This window comes from Fictibacillus nanhaiensis, assembly GCF_049537595.1.
GTDB classification, from domain to species: domain Bacteria; phylum Bacillota; class Bacilli; order Bacillales; family Fictibacillaceae; genus Fictibacillus; species Fictibacillus nanhaiensis_F.
The window spans coordinates 80,854-104,240 of record NZ_JBMULM010000002.1 but is presented as its reverse complement, the minus strand read 5'-3'; the positions used below and the strand labels follow the sequence as shown (position 1 = coordinate 104,240).

At 39.6% G+C, this 23,387-nt stretch carries 23 protein-coding genes; 8 read left to right on the top strand and 15 right to left on the bottom strand.

Features of this window, described 5'->3' with window-relative positions; all coding sequences use genetic code 11:
- Positions 1 to 35: 35 nt before the first annotated feature.
- The 6 genes from ACOZ9X_RS11825 to ACOZ9X_RS11800 all read right to left on the bottom strand — a co-directional run bounded on the left by ACOZ9X_RS11825 (position 36) and on the right by ACOZ9X_RS11800 (position 8,451).
- A complete protein-coding gene (locus tag ACOZ9X_RS11825) occupies positions 36 to 1,400 on the bottom strand; it encodes a HAMP domain-containing sensor histidine kinase (RefSeq protein ID WP_423418353.1) in 1,365 nt (454 codons plus the stop codon).
- Positions 1,397 to 2,074 carry a response regulator transcription factor gene (locus ACOZ9X_RS11820; protein ID WP_423418352.1) on the bottom strand — a complete coding sequence of 226 codons (678 nt, stop codon included), beginning with the start codon at positions 2,072 to 2,074 and terminating at the stop codon, positions 1,397 to 1,399. The genes ACOZ9X_RS11825 and ACOZ9X_RS11820 overlap by 4 nt, the downstream gene beginning before the upstream one ends.
- Positions 2,075 to 2,094: 20 nt before the next feature.
- The gene (locus ACOZ9X_RS11815; RefSeq protein ID WP_423418351.1) at positions 2,095 to 4,950 is read right to left on the bottom strand and encodes an AAA family ATPase; all 2,856 of its coding nucleotides are present in this window, start codon (positions 4,948 to 4,950) and stop codon (positions 2,095 to 2,097) included.
- 8 nt (positions 4,951 to 4,958) lie between these two features.
- On the bottom strand, positions 4,959 to 6,176 hold the full coding sequence (locus ACOZ9X_RS11810; RefSeq protein WP_423418350.1) for a metallophosphoesterase family protein: 1,218 nt from the start codon (positions 6,174 to 6,176) through the stop codon (positions 4,959 to 4,961).
- Between the two features lie 111 nt (positions 6,177 to 6,287).
- Positions 6,288 to 7,562 (bottom strand): ABC transporter permease, encoded by a 1,275-nt coding sequence (locus tag ACOZ9X_RS11805; RefSeq protein WP_423418349.1) that lies wholly within the window; start codon positions 7,560 to 7,562, stop codon positions 6,288 to 6,290.
- Positions 7,555 to 8,451, bottom strand: coding sequence for an ABC transporter ATP-binding protein (locus ACOZ9X_RS11800; RefSeq protein WP_423418348.1), 897 nt, complete (start codon positions 8,449 to 8,451; stop codon positions 7,555 to 7,557). Before ACOZ9X_RS11800 ends, ACOZ9X_RS11805 begins: the two co-directional genes overlap by 8 nt.
- A 147-nt stretch (positions 8,452 to 8,598) precedes the next feature.
- Between ACOZ9X_RS11800 and ACOZ9X_RS11795 the strand changes: the two genes are divergently transcribed.
- The gene (locus tag ACOZ9X_RS11795; RefSeq protein WP_423418347.1) at positions 8,599 to 8,784 is read left to right on the top strand and encodes a YhzD family protein; all 186 of its coding nucleotides are present in this window, start codon (positions 8,599 to 8,601) and stop codon (positions 8,782 to 8,784) included.
- Between the two features lie 29 nt (positions 8,785 to 8,813).
- Complete coding sequence (locus ACOZ9X_RS11790) at positions 8,814 to 9,248, top strand: GNAT family N-acetyltransferase (protein WP_423418346.1); 435 nt, start codon at positions 8,814 to 8,816, stop codon at positions 9,246 to 9,248.
- 227 nt (positions 9,249 to 9,475) lie between these two features.
- Here ACOZ9X_RS11790 and ACOZ9X_RS11785 read toward each other — a convergent pair whose 3' ends face one another.
- The 6 genes from ACOZ9X_RS11785 to ACOZ9X_RS11760 form a co-directional block, all read right to left on the bottom strand.
- Positions 9,476 to 10,960: an aldehyde dehydrogenase family protein gene (locus tag ACOZ9X_RS11785; RefSeq protein ID WP_066391353.1), complete on the bottom strand. Its 1,485-nt coding sequence runs from the start codon at positions 10,958 to 10,960 to the stop codon at positions 9,476 to 9,478.
- A 344-nt stretch (positions 10,961 to 11,304) separates the two neighbouring features.
- The gene (locus tag ACOZ9X_RS11780; RefSeq protein WP_423418345.1) at positions 11,305 to 12,156 is read right to left on the bottom strand and encodes a Cof-type HAD-IIB family hydrolase; all 852 of its coding nucleotides are present in this window, start codon (positions 12,154 to 12,156) and stop codon (positions 11,305 to 11,307) included.
- Between the two features lie 155 nt (positions 12,157 to 12,311).
- Complete coding sequence (locus ACOZ9X_RS11775; RefSeq protein WP_137790553.1) at positions 12,312 to 12,680, bottom strand: YlbF family regulator; 369 nt, start codon at positions 12,678 to 12,680, stop codon at positions 12,312 to 12,314.
- Between the two features lie 49 nt (positions 12,681 to 12,729).
- The gene (locus tag ACOZ9X_RS11770) at positions 12,730 to 13,866 is read right to left on the bottom strand and encodes a DUF445 domain-containing protein (protein ID WP_423418344.1); all 1,137 of its coding nucleotides are present in this window, start codon (positions 13,864 to 13,866) and stop codon (positions 12,730 to 12,732) included.
- 62 nt (positions 13,867 to 13,928) lie between these two features.
- Positions 13,929 to 14,627 carry a diphthine--ammonia ligase gene (locus tag ACOZ9X_RS11765; RefSeq protein WP_423418343.1) on the bottom strand — a complete coding sequence of 233 codons (699 nt, stop codon included), beginning with the start codon at positions 14,625 to 14,627 and terminating at the stop codon, positions 13,929 to 13,931.
- Between the two features lie 14 nt (positions 14,628 to 14,641).
- Positions 14,642 to 15,184: a polysaccharide deacetylase family protein gene (locus ACOZ9X_RS11760; protein ID WP_423418342.1), complete on the bottom strand. Its 543-nt coding sequence runs from the start codon at positions 15,182 to 15,184 to the stop codon at positions 14,642 to 14,644.
- Positions 15,185 to 15,396: 212 nt separating this feature from the next.
- On the opposite strand from ACOZ9X_RS11760, the gene ACOZ9X_RS11755 reads away from it, so the two are divergent.
- The 4 genes from ACOZ9X_RS11755 (at position 15,397) to ACOZ9X_RS11740 (ending at position 19,278) form a co-directional block, all read left to right on the top strand.
- Positions 15,397 to 16,290 (top strand): PucR family transcriptional regulator, encoded by an 894-nt coding sequence (locus ACOZ9X_RS11755; RefSeq protein ID WP_423418341.1) that lies wholly within the window; start codon positions 15,397 to 15,399, stop codon positions 16,288 to 16,290.
- A 138-nt stretch (positions 16,291 to 16,428) separates the two neighbouring features.
- Positions 16,429 to 17,526: an ABC transporter ATP-binding protein gene (locus tag ACOZ9X_RS11750; RefSeq protein ID WP_066391341.1), complete on the top strand. Its 1,098-nt coding sequence runs from the start codon at positions 16,429 to 16,431 to the stop codon at positions 17,524 to 17,526.
- 326 nt (positions 17,527 to 17,852) lie between these two features.
- On the top strand, positions 17,853 to 18,632 hold the full coding sequence (locus tag ACOZ9X_RS11745) for a transporter substrate-binding domain-containing protein (protein WP_423418340.1): 780 nt from the start codon (positions 17,853 to 17,855) through the stop codon (positions 18,630 to 18,632).
- Positions 18,625 to 19,278 carry an amino acid ABC transporter permease gene (locus ACOZ9X_RS11740; protein WP_191754735.1) on the top strand — a complete coding sequence of 218 codons (654 nt, stop codon included), beginning with the start codon at positions 18,625 to 18,627 and terminating at the stop codon, positions 19,276 to 19,278. The genes ACOZ9X_RS11745 and ACOZ9X_RS11740 overlap by 8 nt, the downstream gene beginning before the upstream one ends.
- A gap of 37 nt (positions 19,279 to 19,315) precedes the next feature.
- Here ACOZ9X_RS11740 and ACOZ9X_RS11735 read toward each other — a convergent pair whose 3' ends face one another.
- Positions 19,316 to 19,564 (bottom strand): hypothetical protein, encoded by a 249-nt coding sequence (locus ACOZ9X_RS11735; RefSeq protein WP_144703780.1) that lies wholly within the window; start codon positions 19,562 to 19,564, stop codon positions 19,316 to 19,318.
- A 72-nt stretch (positions 19,565 to 19,636) separates the two neighbouring features.
- Entirely contained in the window at positions 19,637 to 19,831 is a 195-nt protein-coding gene (locus ACOZ9X_RS11730) for an alpha/beta-type small acid-soluble spore protein (protein ID WP_066239924.1), read from the bottom strand.
- Positions 19,832 to 20,019: 188 nt separating this feature from the next.
- On the opposite strand from ACOZ9X_RS11730, the gene ACOZ9X_RS11725 reads away from it, so the two are divergent.
- Positions 20,020 to 20,328: an ArsR/SmtB family transcription factor gene (locus tag ACOZ9X_RS11725; protein ID WP_066391336.1), complete on the top strand. Its 309-nt coding sequence runs from the start codon at positions 20,020 to 20,022 to the stop codon at positions 20,326 to 20,328.
- 583 nt (positions 20,329 to 20,911) lie between these two features.
- Here the strand turns inward: ACOZ9X_RS11725 and ACOZ9X_RS11720 are convergent.
- Complete coding sequence (locus ACOZ9X_RS11720) at positions 20,912 to 22,429, bottom strand: aldehyde dehydrogenase family protein (protein ID WP_423418339.1); 1,518 nt, start codon at positions 22,427 to 22,429, stop codon at positions 20,912 to 20,914.
- Positions 22,430 to 22,572: 143 nt separating this feature from the next.
- Between ACOZ9X_RS11720 and ACOZ9X_RS11715 the strand changes: the two genes are divergently transcribed.
- Positions 22,573 to 23,355 carry an SDR family NAD(P)-dependent oxidoreductase gene (locus tag ACOZ9X_RS11715; RefSeq protein WP_423418338.1) on the top strand — a complete coding sequence of 261 codons (783 nt, stop codon included), beginning with the start codon at positions 22,573 to 22,575 and terminating at the stop codon, positions 23,353 to 23,355.
- Positions 23,356 to 23,387: the final 32 nt, after the last annotated feature.

Genomic DNA, 23,387 nt, shown 5'->3' with positions numbered 1-23,387 from the left:
AGTTGTAAAAATTACAACTAGTGAATGATTCTCTTCTACCTTCTTCTTTTAAGATTAGTAATTGGAATTTTAATCTGAAAAGCTACACCTTCTGCTCTATTTTCCGCGACTACTCTTCCTCCATGCAATTCCGCAATTCGTTTTACGATAGCAAGGCCCAGCCCAAACTGACCTTTATTACCTTTACGGAACGGCTGGAAAATCTCTTCTCCAGTTACACCAGTAAGAGATTCTCCATCATTAAACACTTCAATAACAAATTCAGATCCGTTATTAAAAGCTGAGAGTCGAATCGTATTATGTGCATAACGCAGTGCGTTCTGAACTAAATTATCAAGGAGGATACCCCATTGCTCTTTATCGCCGTTCAGATTGTAATGATTACCTGTAATCTCAAAATCTATATCTTCACGCTGATACCTGAAGCGTTCAACAATATCTTCAGCCAGGTCACCAAAGTTAAAGTTCTCTTTTGTTAATACATCAAGTTTTAAAGCATCAAGCTTTGTATAGTACAGCATGTTTTGAACACGTTTTTCCATTCTTTCGGTTTCTTTTAAGATCACGTCCATCATATCTTCCGTTGTATCTTTCGGCATGATGCCATCTTTCACAGACTGTGCATAACTTTTAATCGTCATAATAGGTGTCTTTAATTCATGAGAAGCGTGCTGAATAAACGTTTTTTGTGCATGGTCATGTCTTAACAAGTTTTGACGCATCTCTTCAAACTGCTTGGAAAGAATATAGAATTCATCATCACCCTTCCAATGAAACGGCTCTTGCCAGTTGCGTTTAGCGATCTGTTCGAACCGCTTTCCTAAGATGGTGAGTGGCGATCGTAAATACCGCGCTAACCAAATTGCAGGAATGATTGAGAATATGCCTGTGAACAATAAAATCAGTACGAGTCTTAGCCATAATCTGTTAACCATTTGATCACGATACGTATCCCACATATAGGAGATTAAGTACACCTTTTCGCCTTTTACGTTCGTCTTTGTTGTGATCGCATAAAATAAGGTGGCATCTTCGTACGTTAATTCGTAACGACCTTTATTCTTCTTTTGGTTATATGCTTTTTCAGCCATCTCATAAAGAACTTCTTCAGGTACAGGGTCACCTTGTGAGTTGGCGTACTTGTCAACAATCACAACATGTCCAACATCACGAGCTGCATTCCTTCTCTCAATAAAATCAGTTGGAGATTCCCCTTCTCTAGGAAGCTGATTATTGGGATCCCAGACATTCTGCTGTTCGTTCTCAATGATTTGATACGTTTCTTCAGTCAGCGTATCTTTAATAGAAAGCGGATAGATGATCGCGGTTAAGAGACCGATCGTAAATATCAGCAGACCGAATGAAAGCCATATCCGCTGAGTTAGATTCAAACGTATCATGACGGTATGATCCTATAACCTGCTCCGTAAACGGTCTCTAAGTTCAATCGAGGCATCTTCTTACGAACGCGTCTGATGACATCATCCACGGCACGTTCAGATCCGAAATAATCGTCTCCCCACACATATTCTAGAATCTCTTCTCGCTTACGAGACTTCCCTTTATTCTCAATCAAATAAAGAAGAACATCGATCTCTTTTCCTGTAAGATTAATCATCTCTCCATCACGTGTGATCTTTCTTGAGATCGGATCGATCATATATCCTGTAATTTCAATCGTTTGTGGCAAGCGGTTACCGGTTTCATAGATTCTTGTTAACAGTTTTCTTACGCGAATAACGAGCTCTCTTGGCATGAAAGGCTTGGCTAAATAATCATCACTGCCTAGCTCAAGTCCAATGATTCGATCTAAATCTTGGTCTCGCGCAGAAACAAAAATAACTGGAATGTCTGAAGTTTTTTTGATCTCTTTAATAATTTCATAGCCATCCATACCTGGCAGCATAATATCTAATATCCAAAGGTGCGGTTTGTTTTCTTCCGCACTTTTCAAAGCATCTTCTCCATTATGAAACACCGTAACGCTCCAGCCTTCTTTTTCCATATAGGCTTTTAGCACTTGAGCAAGATCTTGTTCATCCTCGACTAAGTAAATGGAATACTCATTTGACATGAGCCATTCCCCTCCTTTGGTTACATTTCAGCGATAACAGATTGATGTGGCCAATGTATGACAGGGACTGCCGGAACCGTAGATGCAATATGTTGATGACAGGTAAAGAATAACACCTGCCGATCAAACGCCGTTTCTTGTATCAGTTGTAAGGTTCGTTTTGTCCTTACCCCATCAAAGTTAACCGCGATATCGTCCATTAAAATCGGAAAGTCTCTTGGTCCTGCATGATAAGCTACTGCCAATCGGATAGACAAATACACCTGTTCAGCAGTACCTCGACTTAACTCATGCGGATAAAAACCTAAACCATCCCCATTTACAACCATTAATTCATTATTATCTGTGAATGTAATAGATTGATATTCACTTTCTGTTATTTTACTAAAATAAACACTGGAAGTCTCTAAAACCGCTGGCAGCTTTGTTTTTTGATAATCTTCCTTCACTTTTGAAAGTGCATGCTGTGCAAGTCGCAAGCTTGCCCACTTCTTCACAAGCGTGTTCCATTCTTCTTTAAGAATCTCATATCGATGCAGGTTCTCTGAGTAACTGCCATCTTCAAGCAGTTTCGCTAATTCCCAATCCAGTTTTCCTTTTGCTTCTATCTTCTCGTCGTACCCTTTTTGCTTTTCTTGCACCTGTTCTTCCAAATTTGAAATATAATGAAGGGTTGTCTCATAATTCACTGTTACTTTTTCTGCCATTACTACGATTTCATCATTTGAAAATCCTAACGATATAAATTGATTATAAAGCGATTCACGTTCTTCTTTTAGCTTGCCGAACCGTTCATTGTTCTTACCTTTTACATAAAAGTCCGCTTCGTTGCTAACTTTAGCTGCAGCCCATAGACTACGTATCTGAATATTTATAAAAGAAATCTTTTTCTGAAGCTCATTCTTCCGCTCGAGAAGTTCTTTTTTGTTCTGCTGAATGTGCTCTGCTCGCGACTGATTTTTAAGTTGCTTCTCTAATTCAGCATAACAAAAGTTGATCCAGCTTTTCGTATCTTCCTGAAGTTCTATACCTAATGCAAGCGAAAGTGAAGAAGCCTTCTTCTCATAACTGCTTTGTTTAAATTCTATATCCTGCACTTTATTCTCTGCATCATTTCGCTGTCTTAATAACTCTTTAAGCTGAAGCACTCGTTTCATATAACCTGAAACAAAAAGACGATCCAACTTCCCACTGTATCCTTGATCAGACGCCCATCGTTTCGCATGGTCCCAGACAGATGCTTCTTCCACCTCTAAATAATCCAGACGTTTAGCAAGCTGTACATAAATGTTGTTTTCATTAGAAAGTTGTAATGAGAGCTCAAGCCATTGTTTCCTATGAACCTCATCTTCTAACAATCGCTGATGTACGTGTTTTGGCATCTCGTCACCAGACTGATTCCTCTTTAAATACAGAAAACTTAGTACTAGAGCTGTAATCAGTAGCAGCACTCCTCCAAGCATGACAGGAGTATGGTTTGAAACCCAGCCTGACCATAGAAGTAAGAGGGAAGAAAGAATGGGTAATAGTGTTGTGTAAAAAGGCATCTTTCGAGTTTCTTTATGATTGGAATGCTGATACTTTGCATATTCTTCTTCAGAAAGAAGGTTCTTTTTTTGTTTTGCTTCTTCCGTTTCTAACCGCTCCAACTTCACTCTAGAATCCTCGAGCTCGTCTTCTAACCTACTTTTCTTATCTTGAATCTGCTCATTTTGCCTGATTAAATCTTCTAGAAAATGAAGCGATGATAAAGACAGTGAAAGTTCCATAAGTTCTTTTTCAGACCACGCTTCACCGATCTCATCAAAAAGTCCTCTTTCTTCTTTTCTTAACGAATGAATGTGGCGTTGTAGCTCATGAATTTGGTTGAAGCGATGTTCATATTCAGGAAGTAAGTTAAACAAACGTTTAATCTCTGTTTCATACCGTATGATATTTTCATTATTTATGATGGATCCGAGCTCAGCTTCAGCGTCTCCAATACGGCTATTATCGTAAGTTAAGTCACTTTTCAAGCGTGACAATTCTTTTCGTAACTCCTCATATTGTTGAAGACCGTTCTCTGGAAAAGAATATGATTCAGAATCAAAAGAGCGAATCTCGACATCAAGCTGCTTGTACCTTTGTAATACCGGCTTTAATTCGAGCAGCCTCTTGTTTGAGAGAAGTTCGGTTTGAATCTCTGTTAGTTTTTGTTTAATTACTTCTAAATCCTTTTCATGGCTATCTTTCTCGTTCGTTAACGCTTGATAACTTTCATTTTTTTCTTTTAAGAGTTGCAGGGATTTTGCTGAAGATGATAGCTGTTCTAATCTTTCATTAATGATTGGTTTTTTACCTGCCTTTTTAAATAAAAGGGCTTGTTTCTTTTCAAAGCTCTGTTCGATGTCAAGTAAATCACGGTCACCTGAGATCGCGGTGCTTAATAAAAAGTTGCCAAGTTCTTCCGATGATAACTTGTCTAATTTTTGTAATCCATCCAGACCAAAGCAAAAAGCACCCGTATACAAAGATTGTTCCATTCCGTCCAACAACTGCAGCAAAAATGCCTCTTCTTTCTGTTGCCCACTTTCATCATAAATCCTGAGATCACCAGTTACAGTTGAACGGGCAACTCTCTCAATCGTCCATGTTCCGTGTACCTGATGATGAATGGTAATCTTACCACCCATTCTGTTTCCGTCTTTCGGTTCATAGCGGCGATGGTTTTGACTTTTTGTCGGAAAACCGTAGAACATACATTTAATAAAGTCCATGAGAGTTGTTTTTCCGGCTTCGTTTTCTCCGTAAAGAATCTGCAGCCCTTTATCTTCGAAGGAAATTTTACAATCCTTTAATCCACCGAAATGATAGATATGTAGGGTAACAAGTTTCATTTTTTCACCTACCCGTTTTTATGAAGTTCAGATAATAACAATTGTTCTGCTTGTTGTTTGATATCTTCCCAATCTTGTTCATTCAACTCTAAGTATTTTCTAGCTGTTCTGTGTGTCGATAACTCTGAGATCGCTAATTGTAATTCTGTATCATCCTCTAAAACACTCTGTAGATCTTGAAAAAAGCCTGACTGTTTCATGGATTGTTCCTCTTGAAGAGATGGACTTGTTACATTCTTGATCGCAACAACATGCACAAAAGAAGAGTCATAATCTTCTTCGCGCAAGATTTCTTCTAGGTCTTCTATGAATGTTCCATCCAAAAGGTCAAGATAAAGCTGTGTTCGACCCGTCAACTTTAAGACGAGGAGTACACCTTTATTTTGTTGCAGAAACGTGCTGATCTTTTTTTCACACAAAAGGATCACTTCTTGCAGATTATCGACCTCTGTTAAATCAACTCGGCATTCCTGCCAATCGATTTCAGACGTGGAGTAAAACTGACTTTTTACTTCATTATGGTTTAATGTAACGATGTAACCACCTTTTTCACCTAGTTCTCCACTATGTCTGCCTTGTATATTCCCTGAATAACGAACAGGCGGTTCTAGATTTAGATCAGTTCGTTTATGAATGTGGCCGAGCGCCCAATAATCGTAGCCTTTCTTTAAAAGCTCTGTTAGTAAAAATGGTGCGTATCTGCTATGTCCGCTATAACCATCTGCCTGTCCATGCAAAATACCGATATGATACAGATCATCTCTTTTTTCGGGATAGTGTAATGTTCGATCATCTGTGACTGCTGCGGTTTCATAACTGAATCCGTGCAGAGCTGCTAGTACTATTCCCTGTTTTTCAAAGTGGAGAGTTTTAATGTGAGTGCCATCAAAAAAGTGCACATTGCTTGGCCATTCAAGATCTACCCATTGTCCATCTAACGGATCATGATTGCCATGAACAACATATACGTTTATGTTGTGGCTGTTCAATATCGTAAAACAATTTTTCAAAAACGACTGAGCTTTTAAACTTCGGTTCCCACTGTCATAAAGGTCACCTGCAATTATTATAAAATCTACGTCTTCTGAAATCGCCAGATCGATAAGCCGTTTAAAGGATACGAACGTGCTATCAAAAAGTCGCTGAAAAAGCCCCTCTGGCAACGAGGAAAGTCCTTTGAACGGACTATCTAGATGAAGATCTGCACAATGTAAAAACTTTATCATTTCACTCATCCTCTTTTTCTACCATTCTTCCCTTCATTTTAACATATATACGAAAGCACGTTCGCTTGTGAATGTATAAAAAAAGAGAGCACGAGACTCTCTTTTTAAGTGTTAAACGTCGGTTGTATTTTTCTTCTCCTGCTTAGATAAGAGGAGGGCTTGCTTAAACAATTTCAAGGAAGGTGCGTTTCCGTACATTAATACACCACCGCGATATACACGAGCACCGATGATAGCAAACAAGAAGATAGCTCCGACTAGGACGCTGATTCCCAGTGCTACTTCCCAAACCGGTAATGAAAGCATCCCTACACGAAGCAGCATGAGCATCGGTGTGAAAAGCGGGAAGTAGGATGCAGCAGCAACGAAACCAGACTCTGGATTTTCTCTGCCAAACATGGCGATCATGAATGCCGCCACGATTACGATCACTACAGGTGTCATCAAATTATTTACTTCTTCAACTCTGCTGATCAATGAACCTAGCATCGCAAAGAGAGTTGAGTAGAGAAAGAATCCTAAAATGAAAAACACAAGAGCATAGATGATTAATGACGTTGGAATCTCATTCAGCTTTAGTTCATTTATGATACTTTCACTTCCGCTAAGCTGTCCGTTTAATTTCACTGCCAGATACCCTCCAGCAACAAACAATGCTAATTGAGTTAATGCTACGAGTACGATACCAAAGATTTTTCCAAACATTTGTGTTACAGGCGATACAGAAGAAATCAGGATTTCCATAACACGTGAAGATTTTTCTGTTGCCACCTCTACCGCGATCATACTTCCATACATCATGACGGCCATGTACATGAAAAATAGAACCACGTAGACTAAGATGTATACTTGTGCTGCTTCTTCCTCACTTTTCGCTGAATCAGACAATGACTCTTTAGCAAAAGAAACCGGTGAATAAATAGCAGCGAGCTGTTCTTGGTTTAATCCGATGGACTCAGCGGCTGATTTGTTTTTAATCTGCTGCAGCGCTAACTCTACATCTGCGATCAAGCTCTGTTGTGTTACATCTTCTGCTTTATATGTTCCTGATATGATACCTGAAGCATCCCTATCGAGAATTAAAATCCCTTCGATCTTACCATCAAGGACGGCTTTTTCTGCTTCACTCTCTGATTTTGTGAACGCTTCGGCTTTCACATCATCACTCGTTTGCTTAAGCTGTGTTTGAAGAGCTGGGAGCGTGTCTCCTGTTCGGTCGATAACGCCAATTTTAGAAGCCTCATCTTCACCAAACATTTTTGTGATCTCGTTCATATTCGTTATGACAAATAACAAACCGATTGTAATAAGTGTTGTGATCAGAAATGGTTTTGATTTTATTTTAGATCGGTATGTATGCATCATTACAGTCATAAATTTACTCATGAACAACACCTACTTTCTCGATGAAGATATCATTTAATGAAGGTTCCTCAAGTTCAAATTTTCTTACAAATCCTTTTGATTGGATAGCTTGGAATAAATCCTTTGCTACTTCTTCTCGTTCAACTTGAAGAATGATTCCGTCTCCTGTTGTACGATGCTTAATAACTCCAGCCGTATCTTTCAAGTAAGTTAGATCAAAGTCTGCTTTAACAGATACGTTCTTTTTCCCAAAAGATCGTTTTATTTCTTTTAGATTTCCTTGAACAACTGACTTTCCTCTATGCATGATACAGAGATGCTGACATAGTTCTTCTACATGCTCCATTCGATGAGAGGAGAACACGATCGTCGTTCCTTCTTTTTTCAGCCCATGAACAGCACTCTTTAGAAGCTCAACGTTCACAGGGTCTAGTCCGCTAAACGGTTCATCTAAGATCAAAAGTTCCGGACGATGAAGAACAGCCGCGATGAACTGAATTTTTTGCTGATTTCCTTTTGACAACGCTTCTACCTTCTTATTCAAATACTCTTCAGCACCAAAACGCTTCAACCACTTATTCGTCTGTTCTTGGATTTGTGATCGCGTCATGCCGCGCAACTGACCAAGATAGATCAACTGCTCTCTAACTGTCAGTTTTGGATACAATCCTCTTTCTTCGGGTAGATACCCTATAAGATCACTTGTCTCATAAGAGATTTCTTTATCGTTCCAAGTGATTCTTCCTTGTGATGGTGTTAATAATCCTAAGATCATTCGAAACGTCGTCGTTTTCCCCGCACCATTCGCACCTAACAAACCAAAAATCTCACCTCTAGGAATCTGTAAGTTAATTCCGTCAACGGCTGTAAAACTGCCAAACTGTTTCCTCACTTCGTTAATGGTCAACATGACTATATCCCTCCCGCTGTAAAATATACCATATATTTCTATTACGCAGGGCAAGACAGTATGTTTCATATAAATTCTTAATTTTAAGGCAGGAAAAATTCGTCGAATGTTGAAATCAAATTTAGATACGAAAGGAGTTCGATCATCATGAATACATACGCACTAACTGCATACGAAAGTAATGGTGAAAAAATATTGGATGAAACAATTACTGCACAGAGCGACTCTGAAGCAAAAGAGCAAGGAGAAGCCCGTTTGGCTGAACTGAACATGCAAGAAAAAACGCATCGTCTGACTTCACCAAAGGGACAGTTGCTTCTTTTTCATCGCTAATGAAACTCATGGAAACGAGGGAGAAAACAGTGAGTGAAGTGATTCTACGAGAAGCTCGATACGATGACAGTTACGAACTTTCTTATTTAATGGGAGAGCTCGGTTATCCAACCAAGCCCGAAGAGATGACAGAGCGATTAGAAACGCTGCTCCCTAATTCGGCTTATGCTTGTTTTGTGGCTTGTGTAAAAGACCAAGTGATTGGGATGATCGGCCTTGCAAAAGGTATATATTTTGAAAAAAACGGCTGCTATGCACGTATAACTGCTCTAGTGGTAAGTGAAGAATTCAGAGGAAACGGCATCGGCAAGGAGCTTGTTCGTTATGGGGAAGAATGGGCAAAAGAACAAGGCTGTACGGCGATCTTGCTGAATAGTGGAAAACAAAGAACGGATACGCATGAGTTCTATCGCAGTTTAGACTATGATGATACGGGGTTGCGATTCATAAAGGTGATGCTTTAATAATCAGCTGCTTAACAATGTATAAGTTGTTCATTCAGAAGCAAGAAGGTCGAGGAAGTGAAATTTTTGAGGAGCATAGTGTAGTCCTCCTACATGAGCACCGAGAAAACAAAATTGACGAAGAGATTCGCCGCTAATCAATGAACGTAGAAAAACCGGATGCTGGATCTAGCACCCGGTTTTTCTTATTCGTCCGTTCGATTTTTGACCCCGTTATATCTTGTTGTCTATTTTAAGTTAACCCATACACTCTTAACTTCTGTGTAGTTGTTTAATGCATAAGATCCCATTTCACGTCCGATACCTGATTGCTTGTATCCGCCGAATGGTGAAGCAGCATCAAACGCATTATAGCAGTTCACCCATACCGTACCAGCACGAAGCTTGTTCGAAACGTAATGAGCCGTTTTAAGATTCTCAGTCCATAGTCCTGCAGCAAGACCGTACTCAGAATCGTTTGCGCGTGAAATCACATCATCCAAGTCTTCAAACGGCATTGCAGCCACAACTGGTCCGAAGATTTCTTCTTTCGCGATCGTCATCTTATCATCAACATCAGCGAAGATTGTCGGCTCAACAAAGTATCCTTTGTCAAAAGGTGTTGTTCCTCCTGTTAACAATTCTGCACCTTCATCTTGTCCTTTTTGAATATATCCAAGAACGCGGTTATGCTGTTCTTGAGATACGAGCGGCCCCATCGTTGTATCTGGATCTAATCCAGGACCTTGCTTGATTTTCTTCGCATGAGACACAAGGTCTGCTACGACATTATCAAATGATTTCTTTTGAATATATAAACGCGATCCCGCACAGCAAACTTGTCCTTGATTGAACATGATTCCGCTTAAGGCACCAGGAACTGCACGGCTCATGTCAGCATCAGGCAAGATGATATTTGGTGATTTACCACCAAGCTCAAGCGTTACACGCTTCAAAGAATTAGACGCATTACGCATGATCAGCTTTCCAACTTCAGTGGAACCTGTAAATGCAATCTTGTCCACGTTTGGATGATCAACTAGCGCTGCACCTGTTTCACCAGCACCCGTTACAACGTTTAACACACCTTCTGGGAACCCAGCTTCATGTGCTAATTTTGCCAAGTAGAGTGCTGAAAGAGGTGTTTGCTCAGCCGGCTTAAGTACGACTGTACATCCCGTCGCAAGTGCTGCACCAAGCTTCCAAGCAGCCATTAATAATGGGAAATTCCAAGGAATGATCTGTCCAACTACACCAAGCGCTTCATGACGCGTATAGTTGAAGAAGCTTCCTGCTACAGGAATCGTCTGCCCCACGATTTTCGTTGACCAACCAGCATAATAGCGGAAATGTTCGATCGCGAGCGGAACATCTGCATTCATCGTTTCGCGGATCGGCTTCCCGTTATCCAATGTATCAAGCTGTGCTAATTCTTCTTTATTCTCTTCCATCAATTCTGCTAATTTGTAGATCAAGTAACTTCGCTTTGAAGCAGGCATCTTTGACCAATAACCTGTTTCAAAAGCAGCTCTTGCCGCTTTTACCGCCTTGTCGATATCTTCAGTTCCACCTTCAGATACAACGGCTAATACTTCTCCAGTTGAAGGGTTTAACGTTTCAAATGTTTTTCCGCTAGCTGAGCTGACCCATTCCCCATTGATAAAATGCTTTTTCGTTCCGTTAAGAAACTCGGCCACCTTTGGTTTTAATTGAAGGTCTAAAGTTTTTTCCATTTGAATCCTCCCTTTGCATTGTGGTTCTTACATAAATATTATTCGTCACGATTCATGTAAACCCTTTCATTTTCTACATTTGTAACAAAACTGAAACGTTTTTTACGAATTTCGACGGTAGATGTCGAAAGAACTCTATTTGTATGTAATCCCTAAGGATAGGCCATCAGGATTTAGGAATCGCTCACAAATCTCAGAAATCGCTCACAAATCTCAGGAATCGCTCATAAATCTCTAGAATCGCTCATGAATTTCCATAAATGTCCCTCACCTCTTTTACCTACACACAAAAAGACTCTTCTCAGACAAAATGTCTAAAAAGAGTCCTCTTTTTCAACAACTAACTATCGTTTCAACGTCTGGAAGCGCATCTGCTTGCGGAACACTTCTTTTATCATGTACGGAACGCCTAGCTGGTCGTTTGTACGCGTAATCCACTTTGCTTTTCTCTTTACTTCATCAGGTGCGTTCGCCATCGCTACACCTAGACCTGCAAATTCAATCATATCTAGATCGTTATAGGAATCCCCGATTGCTACCATCTCATTTGGAGCGATCCCGAGTTTCTCACCAAGGTACCTTAACGCATTTCCTTTTGTTACTTTTTTAGCTGTGATCTCTAACTGACATTTTGCCGATGAAGAATACTCAAAGTCTGGCATGTGTTCTTCTAGGTACTTCATTGCAGAGTCGCATTCTTTCTCATCAAAGAACTGAACATCCATCTTTGGCGGTGCCACTTCTTGTGAGAGAACATAGTCTCCAAGATTTTCTGTAAAAGATACAGGGTAGAACAGCGGATCACCCGTGCTTAACGTTAATTTCGCAACGAGCTGACTTTTTTGCTTGAGTTGATTTCCTACGGAGAAGCGCTCATGGACGACACGCATGTGGCATTCGTAATTTCCAAGCACTTCTACCAATCTATAAGTATCCTCGACCGATAACCTTTTCTCTTGAAGAGGTTCATCAAGAGATGAAGCAATGAATCCACCATTATGACTGATCAAATAACTGTCGATCTTTAACGCTTTTGCGATCTTTTGTGTAGATGGAAAACTCCTGCCCGAAGCGAGTGTGACATAGACCCCTTTTTGCTGCACATAATCAATGGCTTCTTTCGTTTCTTTATCGATACGGAAATTGCTTCGCAGTAGGGTTCCGTCGATGTCAATCGCTAGTAAACGGTATACCATGATGCGCTCCCCCCATTTCGCGAAAATATAGTATAAGAACTCGTGTTAAGTTTATGACCTTGAAACATGCTTTAGAACGCGGACAAACCTAAGAAATATTAGGCAAAAGAAAAACCCCTGCTACAAAAGTAACAGGGGGTTAGATCAGCACATTGTTATTGCTGTTGTCCGTCTTCTTCAACCATTGGTCCATAAAGCTCTTCCAGTGGCTTTGTGATCACTTTGTTTAGATCATTGATGATCATGCTCATGCGTTGCTCTGCTGCCATAAGCTTTGAGATCGTTTCGTTCTGCTGTACATCAGCAAAAAGCTTTTGAGCTTCTTCGATCTCTTCAGGAGTCACTTCTTGGCCGTTCATTTGTTTTTGTTGAAGATTTACTTGAATATCACGGAATTTACCGAAAAGTTCTTTCGTTTCCGGATTGTTATTTACTTCATCATAGCTTTGTTTTAAAGCTGTAAAGTCCTCACTATTGCGCAATGCTTTTTCTAAGTCGTAAGCAACATCGTATACGTTTGACATTGGTAAAATACCTCCTATTGATTAACTACGGTACCCACTATAACAGACTCTACAAAAATAGTACAAGGATACCTTGAAGTACACCGATAATTCCACCTAACAATGCTCCTAGCCATGTTATCATCTTAAGTTCACTTTTTGCGATTGATATGATGATTTCCTCTAGACGCTCTAGAGAAAAGGCTTCAACTTGTTCTTCAACAATTTTCGCAAGATGCATCTTTTCAAGCAGCATTTCTAATCGATCGACAAATAGGTCTAGACCTGCAGATACTGCTTTTGGTGTTAGGTCATCAATAATCCAACTCTCAACTGAACTCGCTAATGAAGAAACAGGTGTGTTTAAATATTCTTCGATGGGAAGTCTAGCTGTAATTTCTTTTGCTAAACCTGTCGTAAACTCAGGCAGCTTCAGTAGCCCCAGTGCCTCTTCCGTTCGTTTTTCCATAAAGTTTCGGTATTCTTGCTGAAGAAGGTTCAACAAGGTATCACGTGTATTTTCATGTTTCATGAACTTGATCAGTTCTGGTTGTACTTTGTCTGCAATGCTAACATTACCAAAGAACATAGATACCATATTTACGAGCATTCCTTTATCCATTAGAAAGGCATCAATGCCACTTGCAAGAGATTTTCGGCCTTCCTCACTTTCTAAATAAGTAACCCCTTTGTTCAAGAGCCAATCTACAACTTCTGGTAACTTTTCTTCCCCTCTGGCAACAAATTTTTCTGGCAGAACATCTTTCATTTCCTTACCGTTTGATTCCTGAAGCATTCTATTCATTCGAGAACTCAGCCATGTTTCGGTTGTTGTTTGGATTCTGTTCTGAACATCATCCACACCGAAATCTTGTTTAAGCAAATCACTGATCGTCATATCACTCTTTAAGAAGCGTTTCACTTCTACTTGAACGAGTTCAGTCATCTCTTTACGAAATTCGTTATCGTTAATTTTCGCTTGTACACCTTCTGCGGTAAGAAGATGCTTGGTTACGGTCTCACCCAGCTGCACGGCGAGTTGTTTTCTACGCTTCGGTATGAGTCCAGGTGTAAATGGAACTCGATATTTACCAATATATAATGTAGTAAACGGTCTAAATAACATTCGAATTGCAATGGAGTTTGTTAGACCACCAATAAACGCACCGACGATCGCCATGATAGAAATTGAAATCCATATATCCATATTTTTATCTCCATTACTCTAGATTCTATTTTCCTAGTAAATGTGGATTGTGATTGTGCTAGCTAGTTTTGCTCCCCTTTTGGAAGGATATCCACATAATGAAAACGATCTTCATTACTGAACATATCTTTTACCATTCGCGTCTCACCTAACGTATACGTAACAGGAAAGGAAAAGTTCGGTCCATCAAAAACAAATGTATGAAATTCTCCGTTCTCCCCACATATATCATGTTTCTTCGGATAGTCTTCTATAAACTGCTCGTCTATGACACGGCCAGTAAAAGAGGAATCTATTTTTAATGTATCTGAGCAGCACACAACAGTCTTAAACCCTTCACTCAGAAACTCCTCAATAATTTGCTCAGAACTCTCACCCCATATTGGAAAAATTGGCGCGATTCCTGTACCTTCTAACATGTTTTCGCGGTACTTTTTTACATCTTCTAAAAAAATATCCCCAAACATGATGTGCTGTATACCATCAGCTTTAATGTCGTCAACAGCTTTTTCCATTCTTTGTCGGTACATATCGTTTGAACAATCTTTAGGGATCCAAACCGCTCGGAGAGGTAAACCAAGTGATTTTGCCTGCATTTCTAAAAGTTCATTTCGTACGCCATGCATGGTTGTCCGATCGTAGTCTTCTGTTAACGTTGTTAGTAAGGAGTCAATCTCCCATTCTGCTGACTTCTGCAGTCGATACAGAGCTAATATAGAATCTTTTCCACCACTGAATGAAACAACAATTTTATTCTTCATCTAGAACCCTCCCTTTAAAAAGATTTAGGAGGCAATACAAATTCATAGCCTTCTAGTTTTAATTCAGAAATCAATTCATCTAAAATTTCTACGGTTTGCTTTAATTCATGGAGAAGAATAACAGAGCCATCCTCAGCATGATTCAAGATGTTATGAACAATGTGTAAGGGATCTTTTTTGTGTTCCCAATCAAGACCCGCCACTTCCCATAAAAAAGGAACCACATTGAGCTTCTTTAGAACATCCAACGTATCTTCATTAAACTGTCCATAAGGCGGACGAAAATATTTCACTTCTTGACCTGTGAGAGATTCCAGCTGTTTCATATTCGTAGAAATATCATGAAGCTGGTCACGATAAGAAAGTCTCGTTAAAACGCGATGGCGCAATGAATGTCCACCGATCATATGTCCTTCTTCAATCACTTGTTTCCAAGGACGTTTTACATGCAACAACTTTGATTGCCAAAAGAATAATGCTTTAACTCCATGTTTCTTTAGGATATCTAGCAGTTCAACCAAAACAGAGGATGGCCCATCATCAAATGTAAGAATCAATGACTTTGATCCTTTAGGTGAATCCTGCTTGTCCCAATTTTTTTTATTCGTCCAAATCTCTTTATTCTCCCAGTCGTACACGACCGTTGCAGAAGTTACTCAAGGACACGTTTTCATAGTGTCTCCTCCTTCTTGGGAATCTGTTAGTTTAGTTAACCACTTAACATTGCTATAATAATAGCAAGCTTTTTCTTGAAAGGATATGAAAAAGGATGCTCGATAAGCTAAAGAAGCACTATAAGAATTCTATGACTACAGACCTCTCACAGCAGTTTGGCTATTACTGGTTCCTTTCAGATGACAGCGAACCGTTCGGTATCTCAAAACCTGCTGTTTCAGAATCAGAACTAACATTACTTCGATCCATGTTTAACACATATGAAAATGATCATTCATCAAATGTTTTTTCAGCACAGCAGTTAAAATGGAGAGCACTTCTTTTTGACGAAAAAGCTACAACAGAAGAAGGCTTCTATCGATTTGTACACTTTTTTAGCAAGCAGCCAATCACGGATCATGCTTCATTTTCAGAAGCAGTAAATGGACTTTTTCCTGAGGATGCAGTTCTCCTTCTTAACAAAGATCTTAAGAGTGGCGTGATTATTGAAACATCCAAACAGGAGTTTAGTGAAACACCTTATGAAGCGTTAAAAGATATGCTCTCTACAGATTTTTATTTAGATATTTCTATATATATCGGGTGCTATAACAATCAACTTCGTCGCGCAAAAGAAACGTATACAAGAGAACAGCAACAATTTTTAGACGTGCGGAATTGTTTGATGCCGAAATCCGTATATACAGTAGCTGACATCGTTCCGTATATCCTCCTTCAGTCTGCCAGTCCGATGGCCGATCAAACATTAACATCACTAGTAGAAGAGTGGCTAGAAGAAGATGAGGAAACGCTAAAAAGCATCAAAGTTTTTGTTGAATGCAACCTTAACGTTTCGTTAGCAGCGAAGCAATTATATATTCACCGAAACAGCCTTCAATATCGTGTGGAAAAGTTTTATGACAAAACAGGCATTGATGTTAAGCAATTGAAGAATGCACTCACCGTGTACTTGGCCATTCTTCTTATTGAACAGAAAGTTCCTCGTTAACTTCAACCATCCTCTTTGTGCACATTGCATAAAGAGGTTTTTTTATTTTAGGCATGTCGTCCATTTACGTTGTACGATATGAAAGCGTAAACTTAAAACATTAAGAAAACGTTTACATCGGAAGGGGAATTATAAAACATGGCAGGTATTAAGTTAAATAACATCGTAAAAAGATATGATAATAAAGTAACAGCTGTACATGATTTCAACCTTGATATTTCGGATAAAGAATTCATCGTATTCGTAGGACCATCTGGTTGCGGTAAATCAACAACGCTTCGTATGATCGCTGGTCTAGAAGAAATTTCTGAAGGTGATCTTATCATCGATGAGCGCGTTGTAAACGATGTTGCTCCAAAAGATCGTGACATCGCGATGGTTTTCCAAAACTATGCCCTGTATCCTCACATGAACGTTTATGACAACATGGCATTCGGTCTTAAACTAAGAAAGTTCAGCAAAGAAGAAATTGAAAAGCGTGTTAAAGAAGCAGCACGTATTCTTGGTCTTGAGCAATATTTAGATCGTAAACCAAAAGCGCTTTCAGGTGGTCAGCGTCAGCGTGTTGCACTAGGACGTGCGATCGTTCGTGATGCAAAAGTATTCTTGATGGATGAGCCGTTATCCAACCTTGATGCAAAACTTCGTGTTCAGATGCGTGCAGAGATCACAAAGCTTCACCAACGTCTGCAAACGACTACAATCTACGTAACGCATGACCAAACAGAAGCGATGACGATGGCAACTCGTATCGTTGTTATGAAAGACGGACGCATCCAGCAAGTTGGATCTCCGAAAGAAGTATACGATACGCCTGAGAACGTCTTCGTTGGTGGATTTATCGGAAGCCCGGCAATGAACTTCTTGAATGGTACGCTTGAAGACGGATTCTTCAAAGTCGGTGACACCAAGATTGCAGTTCCTGGCGGAAAGATGAAGATTTTACAAGAAAAAGGCTACAACAACAAAGATGTTGTTCTAGGTATCCGTCCAGAAGATATTCATGATGAGCCTGTATTCTTAGAGTCATCTTCAAACACGAAGATCGAAGCGAAGATCGACGTTGCTGAACTGATGGGTGCTGAAACGTTCTTGTACTCTACAGTTAGCGGACAAGATTTCATCGCACGCGTAGATTCTCGTACAGACATTCGCAACGGTCAGGACATTTCCTTAGCGTTTGACATGAACAAAGCACATTTCTTTGATAAAGAAACAGAACTGCGTATTCGTTAATTCATATGTTATAAAAGCTCTGCTTAATCTTAATCAAGATTAAGCAGAGCTTTTTATTGTCCATTATACGACTAGCAAGTACCAAAATATGTTTTTTATGTGATACATTCATATTTTTATATGATAACTCTTAATTTTTATATGATAGGACTCTAAAATTATGTGTTCCTGCCTCCTTTTTATGTGATAATGTATCCCCCAAAAAAAATCCCCTGTTATTTTTTTCTTTATCGGGGAAAATGTTTAATGATTGACGAATTCGCCATTCGTTTATACAATAAATTCTATAAAATTTGTCGGGATTATCCTGACGAGGAGGACTTCATTTGAAAAACACACTTAAATTCCTGTCAGCTCTCGCTCTTTCTGTCATTCTGTTGTCAGCATGCGGAAATTCTGACGAGTCAAAATCAGGTTCGAACACTGATAAAAAAGTACTTACAGTTGGTACTGAAGCTACATATCCACCTTTCTCATACCGTGATAAAAAGACAAACGAGATCACAGGTTATGATGTAGAAGTAGCTAAAGAAGTTGCCAAGCGTCTTGATATGGAGCCAAAGTTCGTGGCAACTGAATGGAAGAACATGTTTACGTCTCTAGACTCTAAACGATTTGATCTAGTAGCCAATCAAGTAACTATAACAGACGAGAGAAAAGCTAAATATGACTTCTCTACTCCATATACCGTTTCTGGTGGACAAGTTATCGTAAACAAAGACAACAAAGATATTAAAGGAATTGAAGATTTAAAAGGCAAAGTAGTCGGAACCACACAAGGAAGTAACTACGCTGCTGAAGCCGAAAAAGCTGGAGCAAAAACAAAATTTTATAAAGGTGCTGCACAAGTATTAACAGATTTAGATGTTAACCGTGTAGATGCTGCAATGAACGATCAGCTTTTCATCCTGACAGAGTTAAAGAAAACAGATTATAACGTTAAAGCGGTTGGCGAACCTTTTAACGAAAATGAAATGGCATTTGCATTCCGAAAAGATGATAAGAATCTCATTAAAGATGTAAACAAAGCGCTTGAAGAAATGAAGAAAGACGGCACACTGAAAAAGCTCTCCGAAAAATATTTTGGAGAAGATGTAAGTGAATAATTTATCAGAAATTCTGATCAACTCCCTCCCCTATTTATTGGAGGGAGCTGTTTTTACTATCGTTATAAGCCTTGTATCGATTTTCGGAGCGCTAATTTTCGGATTGGTTGTTGCTTTATGCAGGATGTCATCGAATAAATTCTTGTCAGGGATTGCTAAGGGGTATATTTCTTTCTTTAGAGGAACGCCATTATTAATTCAATTATTGATTCTTTATAACGGTTTCACGTTTATTTATGTACCAGAAGGATGGCAGGCTGCGCTCGCTGGACTCATACTTCATTTTAGTGCCTACATTGCCGAATCCTATCGGGGAGCTATTCAGTCGATCGAAAAAGGACAATGGGAAGCCGCTTTTTCACTTGGGATGAACAGATATCTTACGTATAAAGAAGTAATTCTCCCACAAGCATGGAGAATTTCGATTCCATCCGTTTGGAATTCATTGATCGATATCGTTAAAGCTTCTTCACTAGCATCAGTAATTACAGTACCAGAGCTTACTTTGATGGCAGATCAGATCAGCGCATCACAATTGATCGTTTTACCTGTTCTATTAGAAGCTGCAGTCCTTTATTGGATTTTAACTTCCCTATTGGACGGTCTTCGAGTACTGCTTGAAAGAAGAATCAGAATCAGCCAATAATCCCTTCATGTCTCTTTTAGATATGAAGGTTTTTTTTCTATTCCCACTCACCTATAAAAAAAAGCACTTCTTGATGACAAGCATCACAATAAAATACATGCGGGCATTGGCTTTCTGCAAAATTACTCGGATAGCCATCCTCTAGCTTCAGTTCATCTACTTCCATGTAGGGACTGTAATCATCGAAAAAGTCACTCACTCTTCCTTGATCTTGAACCGCCCTTCCGCATTCTGGACAACGGACGTTTATGGTTTGAAAGTTATTACAGATCGGACACATCGCCATCACTATCATCTCCAGTTTGATTTAAAAAAAGGGTGGATTCCTCCACCCCCTTTACTTCAGCTATGAAGTAAGTTAGCGATTACCGCCACTTAACTGTTGCTGACCCATTGCGACTAAACGTTTTGTCATTTCCCCACCAACCGAGCCATTCGCACGAGCAGTTGTATCTGGGCCAAGTGTAACACCGAACTCAGATGCGATCTCATATTTCATTTGATCAATTGCTTGCTGTGCTCCTGGGACAACCAATTTGTTTCTTCTTGCCATGTGTTTCACCCCCTTGCTCTTATTGTGTATCCCACCAGTTTCTCTATTCGCACCCAACACTGGCAATATATAGCGTTCTTCCCACTACAAATCGGTTGATGTATTCAAAAAGGTTGTCTAGTTGGTTTATACTGAATGATAGTAAGAAAAAAATTGTGTGATGATTATGAAAAAGTTGGTGAAAGAAAATGTCAAATGAATATGCAGTAGAGATGTTCAGAAAAACCATACCTCTGTTTCAAGCATTAGGTGATCCAGTCAGACAAGACCTTGTTCTGCTTTTAGCGGAGACAGATAAAATGAATGTAACGGATATTGCTAGTCAATCTCCAATGTCACGGCCAACAGTCTCCCATCACTTAAAAATTTTACGAGAAGCTGGAATTGTTGGGACGGAGAAAAAAGGGAAAGAGATCTTTTATTTCTTAACGCTTGATCAAACCGTTGTTCAGCTCAAACAGCTCATTCACATTATTGAAGAGGAATGTATTTTGTAGTTTTTTTGTTATATACGCTGCTGTTCTTGAAAGTAGTTGATTTCCGCTTCAGGTTGCTCGCTTTCCATGGGGCGAACGGTGAGCCCATAGGAGTCGGCAACCTTCCGCTCCAATCAACTTGCAAAAGAAGTGAAAAAGAAAACAACTAAAAATTTTTAGTAACAGTCTATTTCGAAAGGCTAATAAAAAAATGCGATTCAGCAGGTTGTGAATGCTGAATCGCTTTTGTTTTACCAACGCTGTTTTCTAAAAGATTGTTGCCATTAAGTATTTTTATTCCCTTCTTTGACTTTTGATTGTAGTGGAAGGTGCGAGACTCTCGGCTAGGACAGGCTGGCAGTCCGAAAAGTGAAAGTGGCTCGTTCAGCCCCGACAAGCAAAAGGTGAATGGACCAGGAAGGCGCACTTTGCTCATCACGGGCCATTTAGCTTTTGACCTCTAGGGCTAGCCACTGCAACTAGACAGATGAGACACTTAAAAGTAAAACGTACGAATGTGGCTCACCGTTCGCCCCGTGGAAAGCGAGCATACGTAACGTAAATCAACTACTTCAAAAACAACTCTGCAAAACGAAAACAGCTCTTATTTTTTCCGAAGCTGTTTGATGCCTGAACGTATTAGTTCCGCTCTCCCTTTGCTGTTTGAAAAATAAGCTTTTATCAATGTTCTTATGTTTGAGTACTTATTTTCATACGGGTACCAATTTATTTCTCGCTGTTTGATTCCCGCATCCTTCATTACCGACATCTGACGGGTAAAGGTGAACAAGCCTTCGTCTCCATGATACCTGCCTACACCACTGCTTTTTACACCACCAAATGGAAGATGAGGATTTGCTACTGAAACGAGTACATCATTAATCACCGCACTGCCTGTTACAAGCTTTGATGTCACACGATTTGCTTTTTTAGCATCCTTTGTCCATACACTTGCGTTCAAACCAAACTCAGTGCTGTTGGCTTTTTGGATCGCTTCATCCTCTGTTGAGAAGGAGATCACAGGCAGTACTGGTCCAAATGTTTCTTCTTTAAGGATTTTCATATCTTCCGTAACATTCGTTAAGATCATTGGTTCCAAATACATGGTTTCTCCCCACTGATCTGGCTCTTTGCCAGTAAGCAGAAGAGCTCCTTTCTCTAATGCATCCTTCACGTGATTTCTGATGATCTCTTTTTGGTGAGGAAAAGTTAATGAACCAATATCGTCTCCAAGTTTTAGTTTCTTCGTTTCTTCTACAAGACGGTCGATGAATTCTCCATGAATCGCATGCTGCACATAAACTCTTTCGATCGACATGCAAACTTGTCCTGCATTCGTGAATGCTCCCCAAACTGCACCATTCACTGCTCTTATCATGTGAGCATCATCAAATACAATCATTGGATCTTTTCCGCCAAGCTCCAGGGTATAAGGAATAAACCTCTTGCTTGCTTCAACTCCTATCTTTCGTCCTGTCTCAACAGATCCTGTGAAGAAAATGCCATCTGGCGTTCCAGAAACTAAAGCTTGGCCCAGCTCTTTTCCGCCATGCGCAACTTGAAGAACATTTTTCGGCAGATTCACTTCCCTCGCAATTTTTTCAATCAACAGGCCGATCGTAGGTGTGACCTCAGATGGTTTTACAATGACGGAATTTCCTGCGATTAGTGCAGAGATCACAGGTGTCATCGATAGTTGAAAAGGATAGTTCCATGGTGAGATGACTAATACGGTTCCTAGAGGAAAATAATCTACATATGAAAATTTTCCTATAAAAAGAATCGGTGTGGAAACTTTTTTCCTCTTTAAAATTTTTGGTGCGCGCTTTTCATAATGCGAGATGATATCAATTACAGGCATAAGATCTGCTGTTAGAGCTTCTGTCTTCACTTTTCCAGTCGCAGCACAAATTTCATCTACAATCTCATCCATGTTATCTAATAGATGCTGCTTTATCTTTTTTATAAACGTTAATCGAGTTTCTAATGTACGTGTGGACCAATATTGAAAAGCAGCAGAAGCTTTTTCATAAATTTCAGGAACGTGATTTTCTCCCGTTTCTAGCCACTGGTCTATGGTTTCACCTGTTGCAGGATGTTTTGCAATCATTACGTTTTTCATTCAAGCGCACCTCCTTTGTCGAAATTTTCATATTTCTTTCATCATACCTTTTTTGATGAGTTATTGTTTATTTATTTTTCTATTTATGATATCATGTTGATATTCTTAAACATATAAACATAACAATAGAAAGGATGTTTCTTATGATAAATAATAAAATCGCACTCATTACAGGAGCTTCAAGCGGAATTGGCCTTGAATTTGCCGATCTCTTTGCAAAAGACGGCTATCATTTAGTGCTTACAGCAAGAAACGAGTCAAAGCTTAATGAGATCGCCGAACAGATGTTTAAAAAATACGGTATTTCTGTTACGGTAATTGCGAAAGACTTAAGCCGAACGGACGCTGCAGAAGAACTAACAGCAGAGATTATTGCAAAAGGGTATGAGATTGACGTTCTGATCAACAATGCAGGATTTGCTGCTTACGGACCTTTTAACGAGACATCATGGAAAGATGAAAAAGATATGATACAAGTAAATATAACGGCTCTTACAACGCTGACAAAACAGCTTCTTCCCGGAATGATTAAGCGTAATCGAGGGAAAATCTTAAACGTGGCCTCAACTGCAGCTTTCCAACCGGGACCATTAATGGCTGTCTATTACGCAACAAAAGCATATGTACTTTCCTTTTCAGAAGCCATCAACTATGAATTACGCCATACAGATGTCAGTGTTACTGCTCTTTGTCCTGGTGCTACAGCTACAAACTTTGAAAAACGGGCAAGCCTTGAATCATCTCGCTTGTTTCAATCTGGTGCCATGAATGCGAGCGACGTTGCGCGGTCAGGCTACAACGCCTTAATGTCTAAAGAGTCATTGTCGATTCCAGGATTTAAAAACAAGGCATTAGCTAACATCGTACGATTCTTACCTCGCAAAACGATTTTAAAAATCGTGCATTATGTACAAGACAAAAAATAAATGTGATAATTTTAAGAACAGCTTTAAATCGC

Coding starts and splice junctions, on each gene's coding strand:
- ACOZ9X_RS11825 (WP_423418353.1), bottom strand. CDS start 1,400: ATGATACGTTTGAATCTAACTCAGCGGATATGGCTTTCATTCGGTCTG.
- ACOZ9X_RS11820 (WP_423418352.1), bottom strand. CDS start 2,074: ATGTCAAATGAGTATTCCATTTACTTAGTCGAGGATGAACAAGATCTT.
- ACOZ9X_RS11815 (WP_423418351.1), bottom strand. CDS start 4,950: ATGAAACTTGTTACCCTACATATCTATCATTTCGGTGGATTAAAGGAT.
- ACOZ9X_RS11810 (WP_423418350.1), bottom strand. CDS start 6,176: ATGATAAAGTTTTTACATTGTGCAGATCTTCATCTAGATAGTCCGTTC.
- ACOZ9X_RS11805 (WP_423418349.1), bottom strand. CDS start 7,562: ATGAGTAAATTTATGACTGTAATGATGCATACATACCGATCTAAAATA.
- ACOZ9X_RS11800 (WP_423418348.1), bottom strand. CDS start 8,451: ATGTTGACCATTAACGAAGTGAGGAAACAGTTTGGCAGTTTTACAGCC.
- ACOZ9X_RS11795 (WP_423418347.1), top strand. CDS start 8,599: ATGAATACATACGCACTAACTGCATACGAAAGTAATGGTGAAAAAATA.
- ACOZ9X_RS11785 (WP_066391353.1), bottom strand. CDS start 10,960: ATGGAAAAAACTTTAGACCTTCAATTAAAACCAAAGGTGGCCGAGTTT.
- ACOZ9X_RS11780 (WP_423418345.1), bottom strand. CDS start 12,156: ATGGTATACCGTTTACTAGCGATTGACATCGACGGAACCCTACTGCGA.
- ACOZ9X_RS11775 (WP_137790553.1), bottom strand. CDS start 12,680: ATGTCAAACGTATACGATGTTGCTTACGACTTAGAAAAAGCATTGCGC.
- ACOZ9X_RS11770 (WP_423418344.1), bottom strand. CDS start 13,866: ATGGATATATGGATTTCAATTTCTATCATGGCGATCGTCGGTGCGTTT.
- ACOZ9X_RS11765 (WP_423418343.1), bottom strand. CDS start 14,627: ATGAAGAATAAAATTGTTGTTTCATTCAGTGGTGGAAAAGATTCTATA.
- ACOZ9X_RS11755 (WP_423418341.1), top strand. CDS start 15,397: ATGCTCGATAAGCTAAAGAAGCACTATAAGAATTCTATGACTACAGAC.
- ACOZ9X_RS11750 (WP_066391341.1), top strand. CDS start 16,429: ATGGCAGGTATTAAGTTAAATAACATCGTAAAAAGATATGATAATAAA.
- ACOZ9X_RS11735 (WP_144703780.1), bottom strand. CDS start 19,564: ATGGCGATGTGTCCGATCTGTAATAACTTTCAAACCATAAACGTCCGT.
- ACOZ9X_RS11730 (WP_066239924.1), bottom strand. CDS start 19,831: ATGGCAAGAAGAAACAAATTGGTTGTCCCAGGAGCACAGCAAGCAATT.
- ACOZ9X_RS11725 (WP_066391336.1), top strand. CDS start 20,020: ATGTCAAATGAATATGCAGTAGAGATGTTCAGAAAAACCATACCTCTG.
- ACOZ9X_RS11720 (WP_423418339.1), bottom strand. CDS start 22,429: ATGAAAAACGTAATGATTGCAAAACATCCTGCAACAGGTGAAACCATA.
- ACOZ9X_RS11715 (WP_423418338.1), top strand. CDS start 22,573: ATGATAAATAATAAAATCGCACTCATTACAGGAGCTTCAAGCGGAATT.